This is a genomic window from Vibrio hannami (assembly GCF_029589055.1).
GTDB lineage: Bacteria > Pseudomonadota > Gammaproteobacteria > Enterobacterales > Vibrionaceae > Vibrio > Vibrio hannami.
Genome location: NZ_JARQZP010000007.1, coordinates 785,006 through 801,529, shown reverse-complemented (window position 1 = coordinate 801,529; position 16,524 = coordinate 785,006). Strand labels below are relative to the sequence as shown.

Below are 16,524 nucleotides of genomic sequence, written 5' to 3'. Positions count from 1 at the left end.
GTTATTTCCTTAGAGCGAAAGAGTGACATGGGTTGTCGTAAAGACGGGTAAGCTGGTCATCGAGTTTAAACAACGAAATAGAGTAACCAGACATTTCCAGCGATGTGCAATATCCACCCACCAGGCTGTCGTGAATACCAATACCTTTTTCAGCCAGGTAATTGCTTACCGCGCGATTAGCAATCAACAATTCCATCTGGGTAGAAGAACCAAGGTTGTTAACCAGGACACAAACGTTGTCACCAGATTCCAGCTCCAACTCTTCAACCAATCTATCCATTAGCTGAGGTACCGTTTCATCGGTTGTCGATAATTTCGATTTACCTACACCTGGCTCGCCATGAAGCCCCATACCGATTTCCAGTTCGTCGTCTGCGATATCAAAGTTGAAGCTTTCATTTCTTGGAATAGCACATGGGCCTAGCGCCAGACCAACTGATGCTGTGTTTTTCAGCGCTTTCTCTGTTGCAGCAACAACATCGTCGAACTCTGCGTACAACTGGGCTGCTGCACCTGCTGCTTTTAGTACAAACAAAGCACCTGCGATACCACGTCGCTCAACTTCATTCTCTTTTGGCGCGGAGATAACGTCATCATTGATTCTAACTGTGTGACTCTTAATATCGTCATCTTCGAGTAACTCAGCTGCGATATCGAAGTTCATATTGTCACCAGCATAGTTGCCGTATACGAATATCACACCGTTTTCCGGGTTCAACGCATTACAAGCATCGGTAATAATGTCTGGAGAAGGTGCAGCAAAGACATCACCAACAGCAACCGCATCAGCAAGACCTTCACCAACATAACCGCCGTACATAGGTTCATGGCCTGCACCACCACCAGTTACGATAGCCACTTTAGCTGGATTAAAATCTTTACGGATGGCTGCCGTCACCGAACCCACTTGTTCCATATGTGGTGCGGCTACCATAAATCCATCAAACTGTTCTTTGGCTACTGCATCCGGATTATTAATTAATTTCTTTGGCTTTCTCATTGTTCACCTCGTTAACTAGCTTGTATTGCGCTTTCTAACTGCATGATTCTTTCTACTTTTGGCAGGGATGACTCATCGATCTGCTCAGCTTCCATCCATGCTTTTAAAATGGTTTTTGCCAGTTCAGGACCGATAACTCTGGCACCCATGGTGATAATCTGTGCGCCATTACTTTTTCTCGCTCTAACAGCAGAAAAAACGTCATGACAAAGCGCCGCTCTAATTCCGGGAACCTTGTTTGCCATAATTGATACACCTATTCCGGTGCCACAAATAAGCATTCCTCTTTCATGCTTATTATCTGCAACTGCGCGAGCAACTCTTTCCGCGACATCTGCATATAAATTAGATTCGCCATCTACAGCATCACTGTAATCTGTATATTCGTAACCTAAAGAAGATAAGTAGTTTTTTAAAGTTTCTTTCATTTCAACAGCTGCATCATCACAGCCAATAGCTATATTCATGATCATCTCGCCCTTGTTAATATAACGATTCGTTAATTAAACTAGATTAATTTAATTATTTAGGACAATTAAAAAGAGCAGCTATTTGAGGTTTATCACGAAATATATTTTATTTTATACATTAAAAAATACGTAAGTTAATAATATACACAATAGATCCAGTAATAATTAAATTAATAACAGATAATTAATTACATTTGATAATTATAAGATCTATTTAAAATATTAACGTACTTTTTTTGTACGTTAATATTTATTATAAAAACGTTTATTAGCGTGATTAACTTCAAATTTAAAAGTGATTGGCTAATCTATAATCTCCTCAACTTAACGAATAAATTAAAAAATTTATTAGCGTATGATTAGCAGAAGACACATGGCCTAGGGCTATAATAGAGGTAATAAGCACACTCATACGGATGTAGGTAGAAAGAAAAATGAAGTTATCAGAACAAGCTTACGGAACACTTAAGTCCATGATTCTAGAGAATAAATTTAGAATCAACGAACAATTACTAGTAGAAGACGCCGTAGAAATTTGTGGCTTTAGCCGAACACCAGTTCGAGAAGCCCTACTTCGACTTCAGGAAGATGGACTGATTAAACTTCACCCAAGACACGGTCTAAGAATCTGTGCAATGTCAAGAAGGGATGTTGAAGAGCTATACGAACTGATAGCGCATTTGGAAGTAACGGCAATTGAATTGTGTATTCAACATACTCTAACTGAAGATCAGATAAATAAGTTAAGAGAATATACATCTTTAATGCAGGTAGCTCTTGAAAATAAAGATATTTTTCAATGGGCTGAACACGACAGAGAGTTTCACGAGACAATATTTGAATATACTGGAAATTCTAGATTAATAGAAACAGCCAGAAAATATAATGAGCAAAACAAGCGCTGCAAAGATATTGTTATAAAACTCAGACCTTTACCATGGGACTCAATCGAAGAGCACAATAGATTAGTCGACGCGATTGAGAATAGAGACGCAACAGGAGCGAGAGAAATGCACTTATCGCACTGGAAAGAAGTATCAAAACAATTTATCGAATTTTTAGATAATTATCATTTCCTTGATAGTTAACTTTAGATAACTAATTAAAAAACACATTTTGTAAATTCACTTATTTAGTTAAGGAGGCACTGCTATGCCTAAAAAAAGTGTAGCAGAGCTTTATGAGCTCGCCCGAAATATCCGTACCGATATTTTAGACATGGTTTATAAAGCCCAATCTGGACATATTGGTGGTTCATTCTCAGCAGCAGAAATAGTAACCACACTTTATTTTTCAGAAATGAAGAACCTGGACCCAATGGATCCACGAAAAGAGAATCGTGACCGATTCGTACTATCCAAAGGACACGCATGTCCGGTTTGGTACGCTTGTCTGTCGCAACTTGGATACTTTGATAAAGAACACCTCAACACACTGCGTCAAATCAGCTCGATCCTGCAGGGTCACCCTGATATGAAGAGCACCCCAGGAATCGATACCACGACTGGTTCTCTGGGTCACGGTTGTGCTGCGGCTACAGGTATGGCTTTAGAAGGCAAAATGACAAATGACGGAAGAAGAGTTTACTCCGTTTTAGGTGATGGCGAGCTTAACGAAGGCGTAGTTTGGGAAACCGCTATGGCAGCCGCTAAGTACGAGCTGGACAACCTAGTGTTCTTTGTTGACAAGAACAACCTTCAGATGGATGGCACCAGTGATCAAATCATGCCGCTATTCAGCATTGAAGATAAGTTTAAGTCGTTTGGCTGGAATGTACTCACCATTGATGGCCATGACATTGAACAGATCCTGGACGCTCTTAAATCAGCGCGAGAATTCAAAGGTAAACCTACCTGTATCGTAGCAAATACGGTTAAAGGTAAAGGTGTTAGCTTTATGGAAGACGTTCGTAACTGGCACGGTAAAGCGCCTTCTACTGAAGAGTACGAAGCAGCACGCGCAGAGTTAGTGGCTTAAACAAGATAATTATTGGTAAATATTATGAAAGAGCTAGTGAAATCAAAAAAACCGACTCGATTAGCCTTTGCTGAACGTATGGTTGAGTACGGAGAAATCAATACTGATTTTACCGTTTTTGAAGCAGATATCGGCTATTCAACCAACTCATATCTGTTTAATGAAAAGTACCCTGAACGCTATTTCCAGATGGGTATCGCTGAATTTGGCATGATGGCTTCGGCTTCAGGTATGGCAGCTAATGGTCGCCCGGTTATCGTTGCCGGTTACGGAGTGTTCTTGACTATGCGAGCACTGGAAAGCGTTCGAAGCTTTATCTGTTATCCGAATCTGAATGTGAAACTGATGTCTTCACACGGTGGTACCACCGCTGCTATAGATGGTGTTACTCACCAGGCATCAGAAGATATGGCATTGATGAGTACTCTTCCTAACATGCATGTATTCGCGCCTTGTGATACTGCCTCTACTCGTGCCCTGTTCGACGTAACAATGGAAACCAAAGGCCCTGTTTATTGCCGCCTGATGCGTGACTCTTACTACGAGTTATACGATGAAACCGCAACCTTTAAGTGTGGCGGAAGTAACGTACTTTCTAAAGGTAGTGACCTAACTATCGTGTCCTATGGTGACATCTTGTTCCAGGCTGTTGAAGCTGCGAAGGAGCTCGAAGCTTCCGGTGTCAGTGTCGAAGTTATCGATGCATACAGTGTGAAACCTCTGGACTGGGATACCATCAGCGCTTCTATCAAAAAGACAGGCCGCGTCATTGTTGCTGAAGGACATCAGAAACGAAATGGCATGGCATACGAAATCGCTACCCGCATGGCGAAAGATGGTATCACAGCGAAATTCGATAACCTTGGCCTGGACGACACATTCGCAGAATCTGGTGCGTATCCGTTGCTACTGGATAAATATGGCTTATCGGCGAAGCACATCATCGATTCAGCCAGTGAGATGCTTGTCACTCCAGAAGCTACCGCCTAACACAAATTAAATCGCTAAACAGAGATATATCGGCCTACCAGACGGCAGGCTGCAGGGAGACTTTATGTTTAAACATGCTGTAATCACCCCATTTTTGGGGCAAACAAAGGATCGTTTTTCTGAATATAACGAGCCAAAAACACTGGAGCAGAAGTTCCAGACACTACGAATGATCGAAGGAATGACAGGTGCTGAGCTTATCTATCCTTACGAAGTTAACTTCGACAACCTGGCTGAAGTTAAGCTACTTTTGGCGAAATACGACATCAAAGTCGCATGTATCAACGTAAACGTGAAAGTTGAGCCTGAATTTAAATCCGGCGGCCTGACTTCACCAGATAAAGTGGTTCGGGAACGTGCAGTTCAGTTTATCAAGGAAGCAAAGGACTACGCTGAAGCAGTAGGCGCAGACAAAGTTCAGTGCTGCCCTCTAAGTGACGGTTATGAGTTCTCTTTCCAGGCTGACTACATCGAGACATGGCAACGCCTGTGTGAAACGTTCGCAGCAGCAGGTGAGTACAAGCCAGAAATCCCTCTATTTATAGAGTACAAACCAAACGAAGTTCGTGGTCGTTGTTACCTTGATGATGCGGCGAAGACCATCTGCCTTATTAAAGACATTGGTAACCCTAATATCGGCGTTACTCTTGACTATGGTCACTCACTTTACGGTGACAACAACCCTGCTGAAGAATTGGCGCTTCTGAACTCTCAGGACGTTAAGTACTACATCCACATCAATGACAACGATGGTAAGTGGGACTGGGACTACTTCTGTGGTAGCCGCAGCCTGATGCAATACATTGAGTTCATTTTCTATCTGAAGAAATTCAACTATCAAGGTTGGCTGACTTCTGATACCTCCCCTACTCGCTGGGACATTGTGAAGATGTTTGAAGCGAACGTGAACATGACAAACCGCATTTCAGCTCGTATTGACGAAATTGGTATGTCGAATTTTGAAGAAAGTCTGCGCAAGAAGGAATACATGGACATTTGGGCAGATCTTCAAGGTTACTTTATGAAGTTTTAGTGACCACCCCCTACGACTTACACAACAACAAAATGTTAACTTAAATGAAGTGCTTTAAGCACAGTGGAAAAAAGGTATATAACATGAAACGAAGAACATTACTTGCCGGTGCGGCTATTGCAGCAATTTCTCTGATGTCTAATGTCTCATTAGCAGATGATCGCTACCCTAGCCGCAACATCACGGATATTGTCACCTGGTCAGCAGGCGGTGGTACGGACGTAATCAACCGTGTTGCTACTGCTTCAATGGCAAAGTATCTGGGTACTAACATCAACGTTATTAACAAACCTGGTGGTGTATCTGGTTCTGTAGGCCTACTGGAAGGTTACGGTGCAAAAGCAGATGGCTATACATTTGTTGGCTTATCTGAATCAAACGTAACTGCAGCAGTTATGGGTGGCTGGGAAAATCGCATGGATGTGTTTGATTACTTTATCGTAGCAAGCTCTCCAGACGTGATTTCAGTATCTCAGAGCTCTCCTTTCAACACTATTGAAGAGCTTGTTGCTTACATCAAAGAAAACCCTAACAAACTACGCGTAGGTGCGGGTTCTGCAGGTTCGCTACACCACATCAACTACCTGGCGTTTGCAAAAGGTATTGACGGTGAAATGAATTTCATCCCTTACCCTGGTTCTTCTCGCAGCCAGAATGCAGCACTTAGTGGTGAAGTTGACGTTGTAATCACTTCAGTTGCAGAGCAAAACCAGCTTATCCAGTCTGGTGACTTTAAAGCACTGGCAACGCTTACAGAGAAGCCTTTCACTGTGGGTGAAATCACTATTCCTTCTGGTCTAGAGACTTACCCAGCACTGAATAAATACCTTCCTATTTCACAGGCTATCGGTTTCGCTATGAAGAAAGAAACACCGAAAGACATCAAAGTGAAAGTAGCTAAGGCATTTGCAAGTGCGATGGCGAGTGACGACATCAAGACATACGCGAAAGAAAACCACTACCAGGTAGTTGGTGAGTACGGCAAGAAAGCTAACGAACGTATGGCTCGTCTGGAATCACTATTCAGTTGGACACTTTGGGAACTGGAAGCGGCTAAGGTTAACCCTGAGTCACTAGGTATTCCACGCCCATAGTCAGTAAGTAAAAGGTAGTCAGGGCTTTGGTAATGGCCCTGATTACCAAGTTGTTTTTCATGTTATCTATGTATTACGGGGGTCAGGATGTCTAGTAATACCGTGCACACTAAGGAAGAGTTATCTGACGATAGCAAAGCCTTGGCCGAAGCCATAGAACAGGAAAAGATGCATGGGTGGGACTTTGCATTTTCCCTTGTCGTGATGGTGTTTTCCATCGGTGTTGTTGCTACTTCTCTTACAATGCCATTTTCCGGAACCGTTGGTGGTATCACTACCGAATGGTATGAATCACCGGGGCTTTTACCACTAGTTATTGGCTGCTCTTTATTTGCGGCTGGCCTGTCAGTGTTTGTTCAGAGCAAGCATGAACAAGGTCGCGAAAAGTTCTTTAAATATTTTAAAGAGATTAACCCAAACAGTTTTCTTGTCTCTGCAGGTGGAATCATCAGTTACATCTACGTTTTGATTACCTGGTACGATTTCTTCCTTGCTTCAGCGACGTTCCTTTTACTTTATATCGGTATCTATTATCTGGACGATGATTCTATCACCAGAAAGCTACTGAAAATCTACTACAGCGCAATTGCTCTTTCTCTAGCGGTGTTCCTGAGCGGAATCGACGCAACAATTAACGCTGGATACGCTTTTACTACAGATATGATTCTTGTTGTCACTATGGCAGTGCTGTTCCTTGCTATGTTCAGCAGCGCAAAGAAAACAAGTTCAGAGCTGGCTCGTAAAGTTCGTAAGCTGACGATCATTGCTATCGTTTTCCCTGCGGCATTGTGCCCAATCTTCCGCTACTTCCTGTTGGTGCCGTTACCTAAAGAAGGCATCGTGGTTGAACAGGTGTTTAACTATACCTACTACAACTACATCAATACTGGTACTGAAACGGAAGCAATGAGATCTTTCTGACGAGCAGCTCTCTGAGCTCGAAGATGCGTTTTAAAGGGATTAGCATATGGAAATTTTATCTGTATTCGGAAATATGTTCCTGCATATTTTCACATCCCCTCTACTGATTCTGATTCTGGCGGGCAGTACTTTTCTGGGGATTATATTTGGTGCGATGCCGGGTCTGACAGCCACGCTTGGTGGTAGCACTACTGACAACATTAACTTATGGTCTGGATAACCAGACAGCATTACTTGCACTGCTATCAATCTACGTTGGTGGTGTGTATGGCGGGATGTACACCTCTATCCTGTTAAACATTCCGGGCACAGCGGCTTCCGCTGCAACGCGATGGATGGCTGCAATGGCACAAAAGGGTCAAACGGGTCGCGCATTTGGTCTTGCAACCACCTCTTCACTGATTGGTTCCGCAATAGGTATGGTGTTCGTTGCTCTGCTATCGCCAATGATCGCAAAGGCAGCACTTCAGTTCACGTCATACGAGTACTTCTTGCTGGCTCTATTCGGTATTCTGATTAGTGGTAGCCTGACATCGCCTGAACTGGCGATCAAAGGTTGGATTGCGGGCCTGTTTGGTATCTGGCTGTCGACTATCGGACAGGATCACATGCAAATGTACCCTCGCTTCACTATGGGCATGCATGATCTAGACAATGGCATCGATGTTGTTCCTGTACTGATTGGCGCCTTTGGTATTCCACAAATCATGTCGGTTCTGGAATCGAAGATGAAGATGAAGTCGATGAACGCCAAGTCCATCGGTAAACTTCTGCCAGACATGAAAACCATGTTCAAAAACTCCAAGCTTATCGGTAGCTCTGCGGTAACTGGTGTGGGTATCGGTGCCGTACCAGGTATCGGTGAAGATATCGCAGCGTGGGTAGCTTATGGTATTGCTCGTAAGACAAGCAAAAAACCAGAAACCTTTGGTAAAGGTGCTCCTGAAGGCGTTATCTCGACTTCGGTTGCGAACCAGGCTTGTGTTGGTGGTGCAATGATTCCGCTACTGAGTCTTGGTATCCCGGGTTCACCACCAGCAGTAATGCTACTTGGCGCACTGATGCTTCACAACGTTGCACCTGGCCCAATGCTCCTGAAATCTAACCCAGACTTTATCCCCGAAGTAACGGCTATCCTGTTTGCTGCGGCACTGGCGATGTGGGTATGTGGCATGATCCTATCTAAGCAGGTGGTTCATATTCTTCGTATCCCTCAGACACTGTTTATGCCTCTGATCGCGGTATTGTGTGTTATCGGTTCTTTCGCACTGGGTATGCGAGTATTTAACCTTTACCTAATGGGTGTTATTGGCATTATCTCGTACTTCTTTATGAAGCTGCACGTGCCTATTGCTCCACTGGTGATCGGTGTAATTCTAGGACCAATGGCAGATACATCACTACGTACTGGTCTTAAGACCACAGGTGGTAGCCTGATGCCAATGATTGAGCGACCAATCTCACTAGTACTTGTTTGCATCATTGTAATGATCATCTGTAGTCAGATTCCGTTCGTTAACCGGGCCATAAAGAATCTGTTTTCCAGCGTAAAAAATCGGCTAGCGACGTCCTAGAAAAACGTCGCGAGCACAGGAGAAAATAGTATATGAAAACAATTGTATGCCTTGATGGTTATACTCTGAACCCAGGGGACAACCCCTGGGATCCGATCTCAGAACTGGGTGAGTTCACCTGCTATGACCGCTCAACAGAGAGTACCGAACAGGTTATTGAGCGCGCAAGCGCTGCCAATGTAATTCTGACAAACAAGACACCTATTACTCAGGAAGTAATAGATGCCTGTCCTGAACTGGAATGTATCGCTGTACTTGCAACCGGGTACAATGTTGTTGACGTTGATTACGCCAGACAAAAAGGCATCCCGGTAATGAATGTACCTGTATACGGTACTGATACGGTTGCTGAGATGGTATTTGCTCATGTCATGCAGTTGGCACGAAATGTGGGATTGAACAGCGATAATGTACGAGATGAGCTTGGCTGGACCAATAACATCGACTGGACATACTGGTTAAATCCACAAATCGAGCTAGCAGGAAAAACCATCGGTATTGTTGGCTTTGGTAATATCGGTCAGAGAGTCGGTGAAATTGCGTCGGCGTTTAAAATGAAGGTGATTGCACACGATGACTACGCAAAATCATTCCCTTCATACGCTCATGAAATGAAAGACCTTGATACAGTGTTATCCGAAGCAGACTTCATATCACTTCACTGCCCTGCTCTTCCGGCGACGATCAACATGATCAATAAGGAAAAGCTGGAATTGATGAAGTCAGAAGCATTCTTAATCAATACCTCTCGCGGTCAACTGGTGGTTGAAGAAGACCTTGCTGAAGCGCTCAATGCTGGTGATATCGCTGGAGCAGCTCTAGATACATTGTGGCAGGAGCCACCACAGGCAGACAATCCTCTACTTAAAGCAGACAACTGCGTTATCACTCCACATATCGCCTGGGCGACTCTAGATGCCCGTATGCGCATTATGAATATGGTGGCTGACAACGTGAAGTCCTTTATCAACGGTAAACCACAAAACACCGTGTAACTGATCCAGGGTGTGTTAGTTCAGCGGAATTAACACGCCCTGACACTGGGATAGCAATATGCTCATTGAAAAATATTCATATGGCATCTTTTATAATCAGGATGTCAATAGATTCGTATTGACCAACGATAACGGAATGTCAGTCTCTGTCCTTGAGCTTGGCGGAATCGTCAGCCATCTTTTTGTTCCTGACAACAACGGAAAAATCGAAGATATCGTTCTGGGTTTTGATTCTATCGGTGATTATGCCAAAGATAATCACTACTTTGGCGCAATGATCGGAAGAGTCGCTAACCGTATAGAAAATGCATCATTCAAGCAAGACGACCTGACGATTAAGGTTAATGGCAATGCTTACGATGGCAGACACTGTGTACACGGCGGGAGATTCGGCTACCACAAGAGGGTGTGGAAAGCGGTAAATACCTCTAAAACAGATAGTGAAGTTTCGTTGACCCTTAAACTTCTGGATGCAGACGGTGAAGAAGGCTTTCAGAACAATGTTGAAGTTCTGGCAACCTACACTTTGACCAACAGCAACCGTCTGGAGTTAAGCTATAAAGCGGTAGCCGATGGTCCGACACCAATCAGTATGACAGCTCATAGCTACTTCAATCTGTTTGGTCACGACACTGGTTCCATCAAAGACCATAAACTCACTATCTATGCCGACAAATATCTGGAGCAGAAAGAGGATCGTATCCCGAGCGGCAATATTTTGGATACTGCTGATTCCGGCATCTGTTTCTTACGTCCAACTACGTTAGAAGAAGGCGTAAAAAGTGGTGCGGAGATCAACCATTCCTATGTTATCCCGGACAATGATGGTCTGAAGCTGATGGCAAAAGTTGAAGGCGGTGGCCGTTGCCTGTCAGTTTACTCTAATGAAAGTACACTGCACTTTTATAACGGACACAACCTTGATGGCGTAAAAGGTAAAGCAGATACATTGTATGAAAGATATGCAGGTTTATGCCTTGAGCCTAAGGGGTTCGTTAATGGTGTAAACACTCCCAATTTCCCTTGCACAGTAATCGACAAATCTAAAACCTACGAACATACCATCGTGTATGATTTTGGCTGAGGGTGGCCCTCTCCCCGAAATACCCAACGAATTTCGGGGAGCTTTTTTTCAACAAATACATGTCTAACAACCGCTTCACTAACTTAGGGTCTGTTGACCTTTTGCGGTAAAATGACACACTTCTCTGTCAGTATATGAATTCACTTTTTTTGACCATAACAACATCTGGCCTATTATCATGAAAATCGATGTCCTTTGGAAGCGGCAGCGCATACGCTAAAAACAGCAACACCTCTTCAGTACTGATCAGTGGCCAGTCGGGACACCAACTACTTATCGATTGTGGACCCACTATACCTAGAGCTTTATTAAAGAAAGAAGTGGGAGTTAACGACATAGACGCTATCTTTTTCACCCACATCCACCCTGATCACTGCGCTGGAATCTCAGCACTGCTGAATAACTGGAAAAGCTTTGGCCGCACTCAAACCACTCACTATTTTTTGTCAAAGAGGACAACAAAGCTCTCTGGAGTTCCTGACCTCTTTTGCCAACTGGCCTCAAACCACCTTATGTTTTGAAATAATTTGGCAAGAGATCTCGGACAGTTTTACCTGGAATAACTGGGAAATAAACACCGCTTTTACCCAACATGAAATGCCGAACCGTGCCATATCCATTCACACAGACGGACATCATCTTTTTTATAGCGGAGATGGCAGGCCAACCGCAGATAGCATAGCCCTGATGCAAGGGGCGGATATCGCTTTCCAGGAATGTGCTTGTTTCGCCCCACTAGAAGAAGGTTCCTCTCATGGTGATTTTTACGGCTGTAAAACTCTAGTAGAACAGGCCAATGTAAAATCACTCGGCCTTTATCACTGTTGGGATGAAGAAATCGACCAAATCACCAGACATGCAAAACAGACAGAAAAGATGTTTGTTTCCTACGATGGATTAGTTATCGAACTCACTTAAGAACAACAGCCATAACTGGTCTTATGATATTAAATAATAAGACCATAAAACACATTCAGTAACACCCTTTCAACAGTCATTGTATTGTCCTAATTAACCTTCAATAGTGTTAAGCACTGCCAATTATTTAGAGAGAGTATAGCTAAAAACGTGATCTCGTAAACACATCAAGTTTTATCGCCTTCAAATTCATTCCTGCGCAAATATTATGTATGACAATAATACATAAAACGGAAATGTAAAATGAAAAAACTAAGTGTTATTGCGGGTTCAATTCTGCTTTCTCTACCTTTAACGACTCTCGCTGATGTCACTAATAACGGTGTTTCTTATCCTGTTCCTGCGGATAAGTTCGATATGCGCAACTGGAAGATCACTATCCCTTCGGATATCAACGAAGACGGTAAAGTTGATGAAATCGAAGGTGTTGCAATGTTGAGCTATTCGCATGAAGACTTCTTCTACCTAAATGAGGATGGACATCTGGTTTTCCAGGTTCACAACAAGGCTATTACGACTAAAAACTCAAAGAACGCCCGTTCTGAATTGCGCCAAATGCCTCGTGGTGCAAACTTCGACAATATTCTTACCGATTCAAAACTGAATCAATGGGCACTTTCGAGCCACCCAGATGCAAAAAGTTACAGCGCTATTGGTGGCACCCTAGAAGCGACTCTAAAAGTTGATCACGTATCCATTAACGCTAAGTATCCGGAAAAATACCCAGCACACTCTGTAGTTGTTGGCCAGATTCACGCTAAAAAGCATAACGACCAGATAAAAGCGGGAACGGGTTATGGTCACGGTAACGAGCCGCTTAAGATTTTTTACAAAAAGTTCCCTGGTCACCAATACGGCTCCGTTTTCTGGAACTATGAACGTAACCTAGCTAAAGCCGATCCAGATCGCGCTGATATCGCTTACCCGGTTTGGGGCAACACATGGGAAAACCCAGCTGAACCTGGAAAAGCAGGCATCGCGCTAGGCGAAGAATTTAGCTATAAAGTAGAAGTAAAAGATACCATGATGTATCTAACCTTCGAGACCGAGCGACACGACACAGTGAAATATGAAATCGACCTAAGCAAAGCGGTTGATGAGAAAGACTTCGCAACCGGTTATGCAGAAGATGACTTCTACTTTAAAGCTGGTGCATACGGACAATGTAGCGCTCAGGAAAAACACGCTATTTGGGGCCCTGGATGTGCTGGTACAGGTGATTTCGCTATCGATAAAAAGAATGGCGACTACAACAAAGTAACCTTCTCTGCACTTAAGCTTAACGGCAAATAATTTCGGCGCACAATCAACCATCCACTATCTACAGATAGTGGATGGTTAACTTCTGAACACTCCCTCATATAAACAAACTCATCATTCCTAAGCTTCAATTCGCAAATTCACGATTCTTATCCGATACTTAACCAGTACTCCAAAGTAAGAATCTATATCTTACGGTGTCAGCAACGTTAGACCATTCGCGGGGGAAGAGTGGATTTATTTCAGCTTGATATTAGGACCTTGTCTTTCTTAACTGTGCTCTATTCTTTTGTATTTGGTGCGGGGCTCGTGTTCGTTGCTTTTATGCAAAGCAGCTTTAATGGCATAAGACATTTTGCTTTTGGGCTTATTAGTTTAGGGATCGGATTCTTGCTACTGACCCTTCGGGGCATAGTCCCCGACTACATGTCTATTGTCATTGCAAACATTCTCATTGTGCTCGGTTACGTGCTTCTTAGTTTCGGTCTAGAAAGATTCAGAGGTTTATCAGGTAAGCTCAGTATGTTTGGCTCAGCGATGCTAGTTGCTATGAGTATAGCGTTCATCTACTACACATACTTTGAACCTTCGATATCTCAAAGGCTTATCTGGATCAACACAATTATGGCGATTCAATCAGCCATTTGCGCTTCATGTTTGTTCAGAGGAAAACAAAAAGAGTTGTTGATTGCAAAATGGATGACGGCACTACCCTTTGTTTTTTCAACCGCCTTTTTTATATTTCGTGCGCTTTGGTCATTGGAACAAGGTAACTTTAAAAGCTTTATGTCGGCCGGGGCGTTCATCAAATTGCCTTCATAGTCATGAATATGCTAATCGTGACCAGTAGTTTTGGCTTAATGTGGATGATAAGTACCAGGTTGGAAAATAGGCTTATAAACCAGGCTCGGCAGGATGAACTAACTCAAACCTACAACAGAAGAGCACTGAATGAACTTGCACCGATAGAGGTATCTAAGGCATACAGAAATGGTTTTCCACTAACATTTATCATGTTGGACATTGACCACTTTAAACGAATAAATGACACGTTAGGGCACTCAACCGGAGACATGGTTTTATCGAGTCTTGCTACCCTGCTAAGAAAAAACTTACGTAAAGAGGATCTCATTATTTCGTTTTGGAGGTGAAGAGTTCTTAATTATCGCCCCTCATATAGACATAAAAAACGCGCGCAAACTGTCAGAAAAACTGAAATCCATAATACAAGATGAAGTTTTCTGTAGAGACATGGAGCTAAAGGTGACGGCTAGCTTTGGTATTGCCCGCTTGCACGGTAATGAACATTTTGAGTCAACTCTATTCCGTGCCGATGAGGCCTTGTATAAAGCAAAAGAAATGGGTCGAAATCGAGTCGAGGTTGTAAGCGTTAGATGACCCTGTATAGTCAGCTAATCAAAATGGTACTTCAACCTGAAAAGACACGTGATCGTTAATCATTTCATGCCACTGATAATCGAATCGGAACCTTGGCTTTCCCGGCTCGCCAAAACCAAGACTAAATTGCAAACCATGGCTTCGTAACCACTCGACATAGGTCATATCTGCTATTGACTCTTCTTCATTTGGCTGCCAGAGGCCTAGCCCAAAATGACTTATTTCATCGCCACCAGTTAACACTGGATTATCAACCAAATGTCCGCTCCAATGCGCCCAATAATCCGTGTCACCGATGTATCCAAGCTCATCGAGATCGTAAGTCCAAAATAGCTCAGAACTGTCCGTTACAGGGTCGCATTCACGCATTTCAACGGTTGTAACTAAGCCCCCCATGTCAGGAGCTTTAGTATCACATGCAAAAACAGACGTGCTGATACCAAACGTAATAGCCAAAAGCAGCAGCCGATATTTCCACACAGTTTCGTTCGCGAGTTTTAGCATTGCCCATATGAACACTATTTAACCAAAGGAGCATAAAACTAGCACGCCATTATCAGGCAAAGGTCAAGACAATGAAAAACTATTAACAAAACAGCACCAGCAAATCACGTCAATCATCAAAAAATTCTACTGCTACTACCCTATTTTTACCCTGACGTTTTGCTTCATATAATGCGTGATCAGCTTGCGCAATTAACTCATTAAAATGAGTATTTGCTTTGGGTGTGCTATAGCAAATGCCTATACTAACCGTAAATATCACCGTTTTAAGTTCATTAGATGCACTAGTGTTTAGCGATGCCACTGTTTTGCAAATACGCTCGCCTAACTCAAGGCATTGTCGTTTATCCTGACCCGGCAAAATAATGGCAAACTCGTCGCCTCCGAAACGAGCAACAACATCTGTATCTCTTTTAATTATCGTTTTTAACACTTCACCTAATTTATGGATGCTCACATCCCCAACTAAATGGCCATACTTATCATTGATAAGCTTAAAGTTATCAATATCCAACAACATCACAGCTAATGGAGCGTTTGAACGAGCAGTGAGCTTGGTATGTTGGGACAAAGATTTATTAAAGAAGCTCTTGTTTTTTAACCCACTTAATTCGTCAATACTATTCAGTCTTTCTAACTCTTTCGCATGGTTTTTTATAAACAATGAGTCTTTAAGACCTGTCCAGTATTGCTTATGCTGTTCGCGTGTCACCGAATACATCCCTATCCAATAAATAATAAACACTAGTGTTAAAGCGACATTCTCATATTTGATCACTATTAACGTTATAAATGAAGGGACTAGAAAACAGGTCAATAACCCAATCGTAAGAAACCGTGAGGGTACAAATGCGGCAATGCCTCCCCCAGCGATACCTGCTGTCGAAATAATAATATAAAGCGAATATGGCTCTAACTCGGGCAACGCAAAACACAGTGCACAAAGTAATCCCCACATTAACGCTGGTAATAAAATAACTAACGGAAATCCATTACGCCATAAGCCAGGATAGTTTTGATAGATAAGTTCAAACTTGAATATAAATGGAAGACGTATACAAGCAAGTACGACATAAAAGCAGGTCAAAAATAAGCTAAGTTCAGGAGCAGCACTCCACAAACTTGAACTAAATATTAGAGCAAACCAAATCAACAAATAATTAAAAACACCCGTTATCGATCTCCTAGCAATATCACGGCTTGACAAGAACATCAGTTCATCGCGACTTGCTTCATCAACATCGGGCGTTGATTGGAGTGTTGGCAATATAAAATTCATAATAAAGGCCCGTGTTTTTTGATTTTT

The 16,524-nt window shown here is 42.8% G+C and carries 20 protein-coding genes; 16 read left to right on the top strand and 4 right to left on the bottom strand.

The features are described 5' to 3' along the window. Position 1: 1 nt before the first annotated feature. Positions 2 to 1,000: a dihydroxyacetone kinase subunit DhaK gene (locus P7F88_RS18095; RefSeq protein WP_277826988.1), complete on the bottom strand. Its 999-nt coding sequence runs from the start codon at positions 998 to 1,000 to the stop codon at positions 2 to 4. An 11-nt stretch (positions 1,001 to 1,011) separates the two neighbouring features. Beyond that, on the bottom strand, positions 1,012 to 1,467 hold the full coding sequence (locus P7F88_RS18090; RefSeq protein WP_277826986.1) for an RpiB/LacA/LacB family sugar-phosphate isomerase: 456 nt from the start codon (positions 1,465 to 1,467) through the stop codon (positions 1,012 to 1,014). Positions 1,468 to 1,904: 437 nt separating this feature from the next. Here P7F88_RS18090 and P7F88_RS18085 point away from each other — a divergent pair, with 437 nt between their 5' ends. The 16 genes from P7F88_RS18085 to P7F88_RS26485 all read left to right on the top strand — a co-directional run bounded on the left by P7F88_RS18085 (position 1,905) and on the right by P7F88_RS26485 (position 14,714). Next, positions 1,905 to 2,558 carry a GntR family transcriptional regulator gene (locus tag P7F88_RS18085; RefSeq protein WP_277826984.1) on the top strand — a complete coding sequence of 218 codons (654 nt, stop codon included), beginning with the start codon at positions 1,905 to 1,907 and terminating at the stop codon, positions 2,556 to 2,558. A 64-nt stretch (positions 2,559 to 2,622) separates the two neighbouring features. Then, positions 2,623 to 3,447 (top strand): transketolase, encoded by an 825-nt coding sequence (locus tag P7F88_RS18080; protein ID WP_277826982.1) that lies wholly within the window; start codon positions 2,623 to 2,625, stop codon positions 3,445 to 3,447. A gap of 24 nt (positions 3,448 to 3,471) precedes the next feature. Then, entirely contained in the window at positions 3,472 to 4,437 is a 966-nt protein-coding gene (locus P7F88_RS18075) for a transketolase family protein (RefSeq protein ID WP_277826980.1), read from the top strand. Between the two features lie 64 nt (positions 4,438 to 4,501). Beyond that, a complete protein-coding gene (locus P7F88_RS18070; RefSeq protein ID WP_277826978.1) occupies positions 4,502 to 5,470 on the top strand; it encodes a sugar phosphate isomerase/epimerase family protein in 969 nt (322 codons plus the stop codon). 83 nt (positions 5,471 to 5,553) lie between these two features. After that, complete coding sequence (locus tag P7F88_RS18065) at positions 5,554 to 6,564, top strand: tripartite tricarboxylate transporter substrate binding protein (RefSeq protein ID WP_277826977.1); 1,011 nt, start codon at positions 5,554 to 5,556, stop codon at positions 6,562 to 6,564. Positions 6,565 to 6,651: 87 nt separating this feature from the next. Beyond that, the gene (locus P7F88_RS18060) at positions 6,652 to 7,485 is read left to right on the top strand and encodes a tripartite tricarboxylate transporter TctB family protein (RefSeq protein ID WP_277826975.1); all 834 of its coding nucleotides are present in this window, start codon (positions 6,652 to 6,654) and stop codon (positions 7,483 to 7,485) included. A gap of 46 nt (positions 7,486 to 7,531) precedes the next feature. Then, positions 7,532 to 7,705: a hypothetical protein gene (locus tag P7F88_RS18055; RefSeq protein WP_277826973.1), complete on the top strand. Its 174-nt coding sequence runs from the start codon at positions 7,532 to 7,534 to the stop codon at positions 7,703 to 7,705. Next, positions 7,665 to 9,059 (top strand): tripartite tricarboxylate transporter permease, encoded by a 1,395-nt coding sequence (locus P7F88_RS18050; protein ID WP_277829221.1) that lies wholly within the window; start codon positions 7,665 to 7,667, stop codon positions 9,057 to 9,059. Before P7F88_RS18055 ends, P7F88_RS18050 begins: the two co-directional genes overlap by 41 nt. Positions 9,060 to 9,091: 32 nt before the next feature. Continuing rightward, positions 9,092 to 10,054 (top strand): D-2-hydroxyacid dehydrogenase, encoded by a 963-nt coding sequence (locus P7F88_RS18045; protein ID WP_277826971.1) that lies wholly within the window; start codon positions 9,092 to 9,094, stop codon positions 10,052 to 10,054. 58 nt (positions 10,055 to 10,112) lie between these two features. After that, positions 10,113 to 11,138 (top strand): aldose epimerase family protein, encoded by a 1,026-nt coding sequence (locus P7F88_RS18040; RefSeq protein WP_277826969.1) that lies wholly within the window; start codon positions 10,113 to 10,115, stop codon positions 11,136 to 11,138. Between the two features lie 188 nt (positions 11,139 to 11,326). Beyond that, positions 11,327 to 11,659, top strand: coding sequence for an MBL fold metallo-hydrolase (locus P7F88_RS26490; protein ID WP_422128192.1), 333 nt, complete (start codon positions 11,327 to 11,329; stop codon positions 11,657 to 11,659). Continuing rightward, the gene (locus P7F88_RS18035) at positions 11,553 to 12,056 is read left to right on the top strand and encodes an MBL fold metallo-hydrolase (protein ID WP_277826967.1); all 504 of its coding nucleotides are present in this window, start codon (positions 11,553 to 11,555) and stop codon (positions 12,054 to 12,056) included. Before P7F88_RS26490 ends, P7F88_RS18035 begins: the two co-directional genes overlap by 107 nt. Before the next feature lie 243 nt (positions 12,057 to 12,299). After that, positions 12,300 to 13,349, top strand: coding sequence for a polysaccharide lyase family 7 protein (locus tag P7F88_RS18030; protein WP_277826965.1), 1,050 nt, complete (start codon positions 12,300 to 12,302; stop codon positions 13,347 to 13,349). Positions 13,350 to 13,547: 198 nt separating this feature from the next. After that, positions 13,548 to 14,138, top strand: a complete 591-nt coding sequence (locus P7F88_RS18025; protein WP_277826963.1) for a hypothetical protein — start codon at positions 13,548 to 13,550, stop codon at positions 14,136 to 14,138. Between the two features lie 8 nt (positions 14,139 to 14,146). After that, positions 14,147 to 14,467, top strand: a complete 321-nt coding sequence (locus P7F88_RS18020) for a GGDEF domain-containing protein (RefSeq protein ID WP_277826961.1) — start codon at positions 14,147 to 14,149, stop codon at positions 14,465 to 14,467. Then, entirely contained in the window at positions 14,442 to 14,714 is a 273-nt protein-coding gene (locus P7F88_RS26485; protein ID WP_422128565.1) for a GGDEF domain-containing protein, read from the top strand. The genes P7F88_RS18020 and P7F88_RS26485 overlap by 26 nt, the downstream gene beginning before the upstream one ends. Before the next feature lie 18 nt (positions 14,715 to 14,732). Here P7F88_RS26485 and P7F88_RS18015 read toward each other — a convergent pair whose 3' ends face one another. Together P7F88_RS18015 and P7F88_RS18010 are read right to left on the bottom strand one after the other, a co-directional pair. After that, complete coding sequence (locus tag P7F88_RS18015) at positions 14,733 to 15,233, bottom strand: hypothetical protein (protein ID WP_277826959.1); 501 nt, start codon at positions 15,231 to 15,233, stop codon at positions 14,733 to 14,735. A 94-nt stretch (positions 15,234 to 15,327) separates the two neighbouring features. Further along, the gene (locus P7F88_RS18010; RefSeq protein WP_277826957.1) at positions 15,328 to 16,497 is read right to left on the bottom strand and encodes a GGDEF domain-containing protein; all 1,170 of its coding nucleotides are present in this window, start codon (positions 16,495 to 16,497) and stop codon (positions 15,328 to 15,330) included. Positions 16,498 to 16,524 lie beyond the last annotated feature (27 nt).

Excerpts from the sequence above, each read along its gene's own strand:
- P7F88_RS18095 (WP_277826988.1), bottom strand. The coding sequence starts at position 1,000 with ATGAGAAAGCCAAAGAAATTAATTAATAATCCGGATGCAGTAGCCAAA.
- P7F88_RS18090 (WP_277826986.1), bottom strand. The coding sequence starts at position 1,467 with ATGAATATAGCTATTGGCTGTGATGATGCAGCTGTTGAAATGAAAGAA.
- P7F88_RS18085 (WP_277826984.1), top strand. The coding sequence starts at position 1,905 with ATGAAGTTATCAGAACAAGCTTACGGAACACTTAAGTCCATGATTCTA.
- P7F88_RS18080 (WP_277826982.1), top strand. The coding sequence starts at position 2,623 with ATGCCTAAAAAAAGTGTAGCAGAGCTTTATGAGCTCGCCCGAAATATC.
- P7F88_RS18075 (WP_277826980.1), top strand. The coding sequence starts at position 3,472 with ATGAAAGAGCTAGTGAAATCAAAAAAACCGACTCGATTAGCCTTTGCT.
- P7F88_RS18070 (WP_277826978.1), top strand. The coding sequence starts at position 4,502 with ATGTTTAAACATGCTGTAATCACCCCATTTTTGGGGCAAACAAAGGAT.
- P7F88_RS18065 (WP_277826977.1), top strand. The coding sequence starts at position 5,554 with ATGAAACGAAGAACATTACTTGCCGGTGCGGCTATTGCAGCAATTTCT.
- P7F88_RS18060 (WP_277826975.1), top strand. The coding sequence starts at position 6,652 with ATGTCTAGTAATACCGTGCACACTAAGGAAGAGTTATCTGACGATAGC.
- P7F88_RS18055 (WP_277826973.1), top strand. The coding sequence starts at position 7,532 with ATGGAAATTTTATCTGTATTCGGAAATATGTTCCTGCATATTTTCACA.
- P7F88_RS18045 (WP_277826971.1), top strand. The coding sequence starts at position 9,092 with ATGAAAACAATTGTATGCCTTGATGGTTATACTCTGAACCCAGGGGAC.
- P7F88_RS18040 (WP_277826969.1), top strand. The coding sequence starts at position 10,113 with ATGCTCATTGAAAAATATTCATATGGCATCTTTTATAATCAGGATGTC.
- P7F88_RS26490 (WP_422128192.1), top strand. The coding sequence starts at position 11,327 with ATGTCCTTTGGAAGCGGCAGCGCATACGCTAAAAACAGCAACACCTCT.
- P7F88_RS18030 (WP_277826965.1), top strand. The coding sequence starts at position 12,300 with ATGAAAAAACTAAGTGTTATTGCGGGTTCAATTCTGCTTTCTCTACCT.
- P7F88_RS18020 (WP_277826961.1), top strand. The coding sequence starts at position 14,147 with ATGCTAATCGTGACCAGTAGTTTTGGCTTAATGTGGATGATAAGTACC.
- P7F88_RS18010 (WP_277826957.1), bottom strand. The coding sequence starts at position 16,497 with ATGAATTTTATATTGCCAACACTCCAATCAACGCCCGATGTTGATGAA.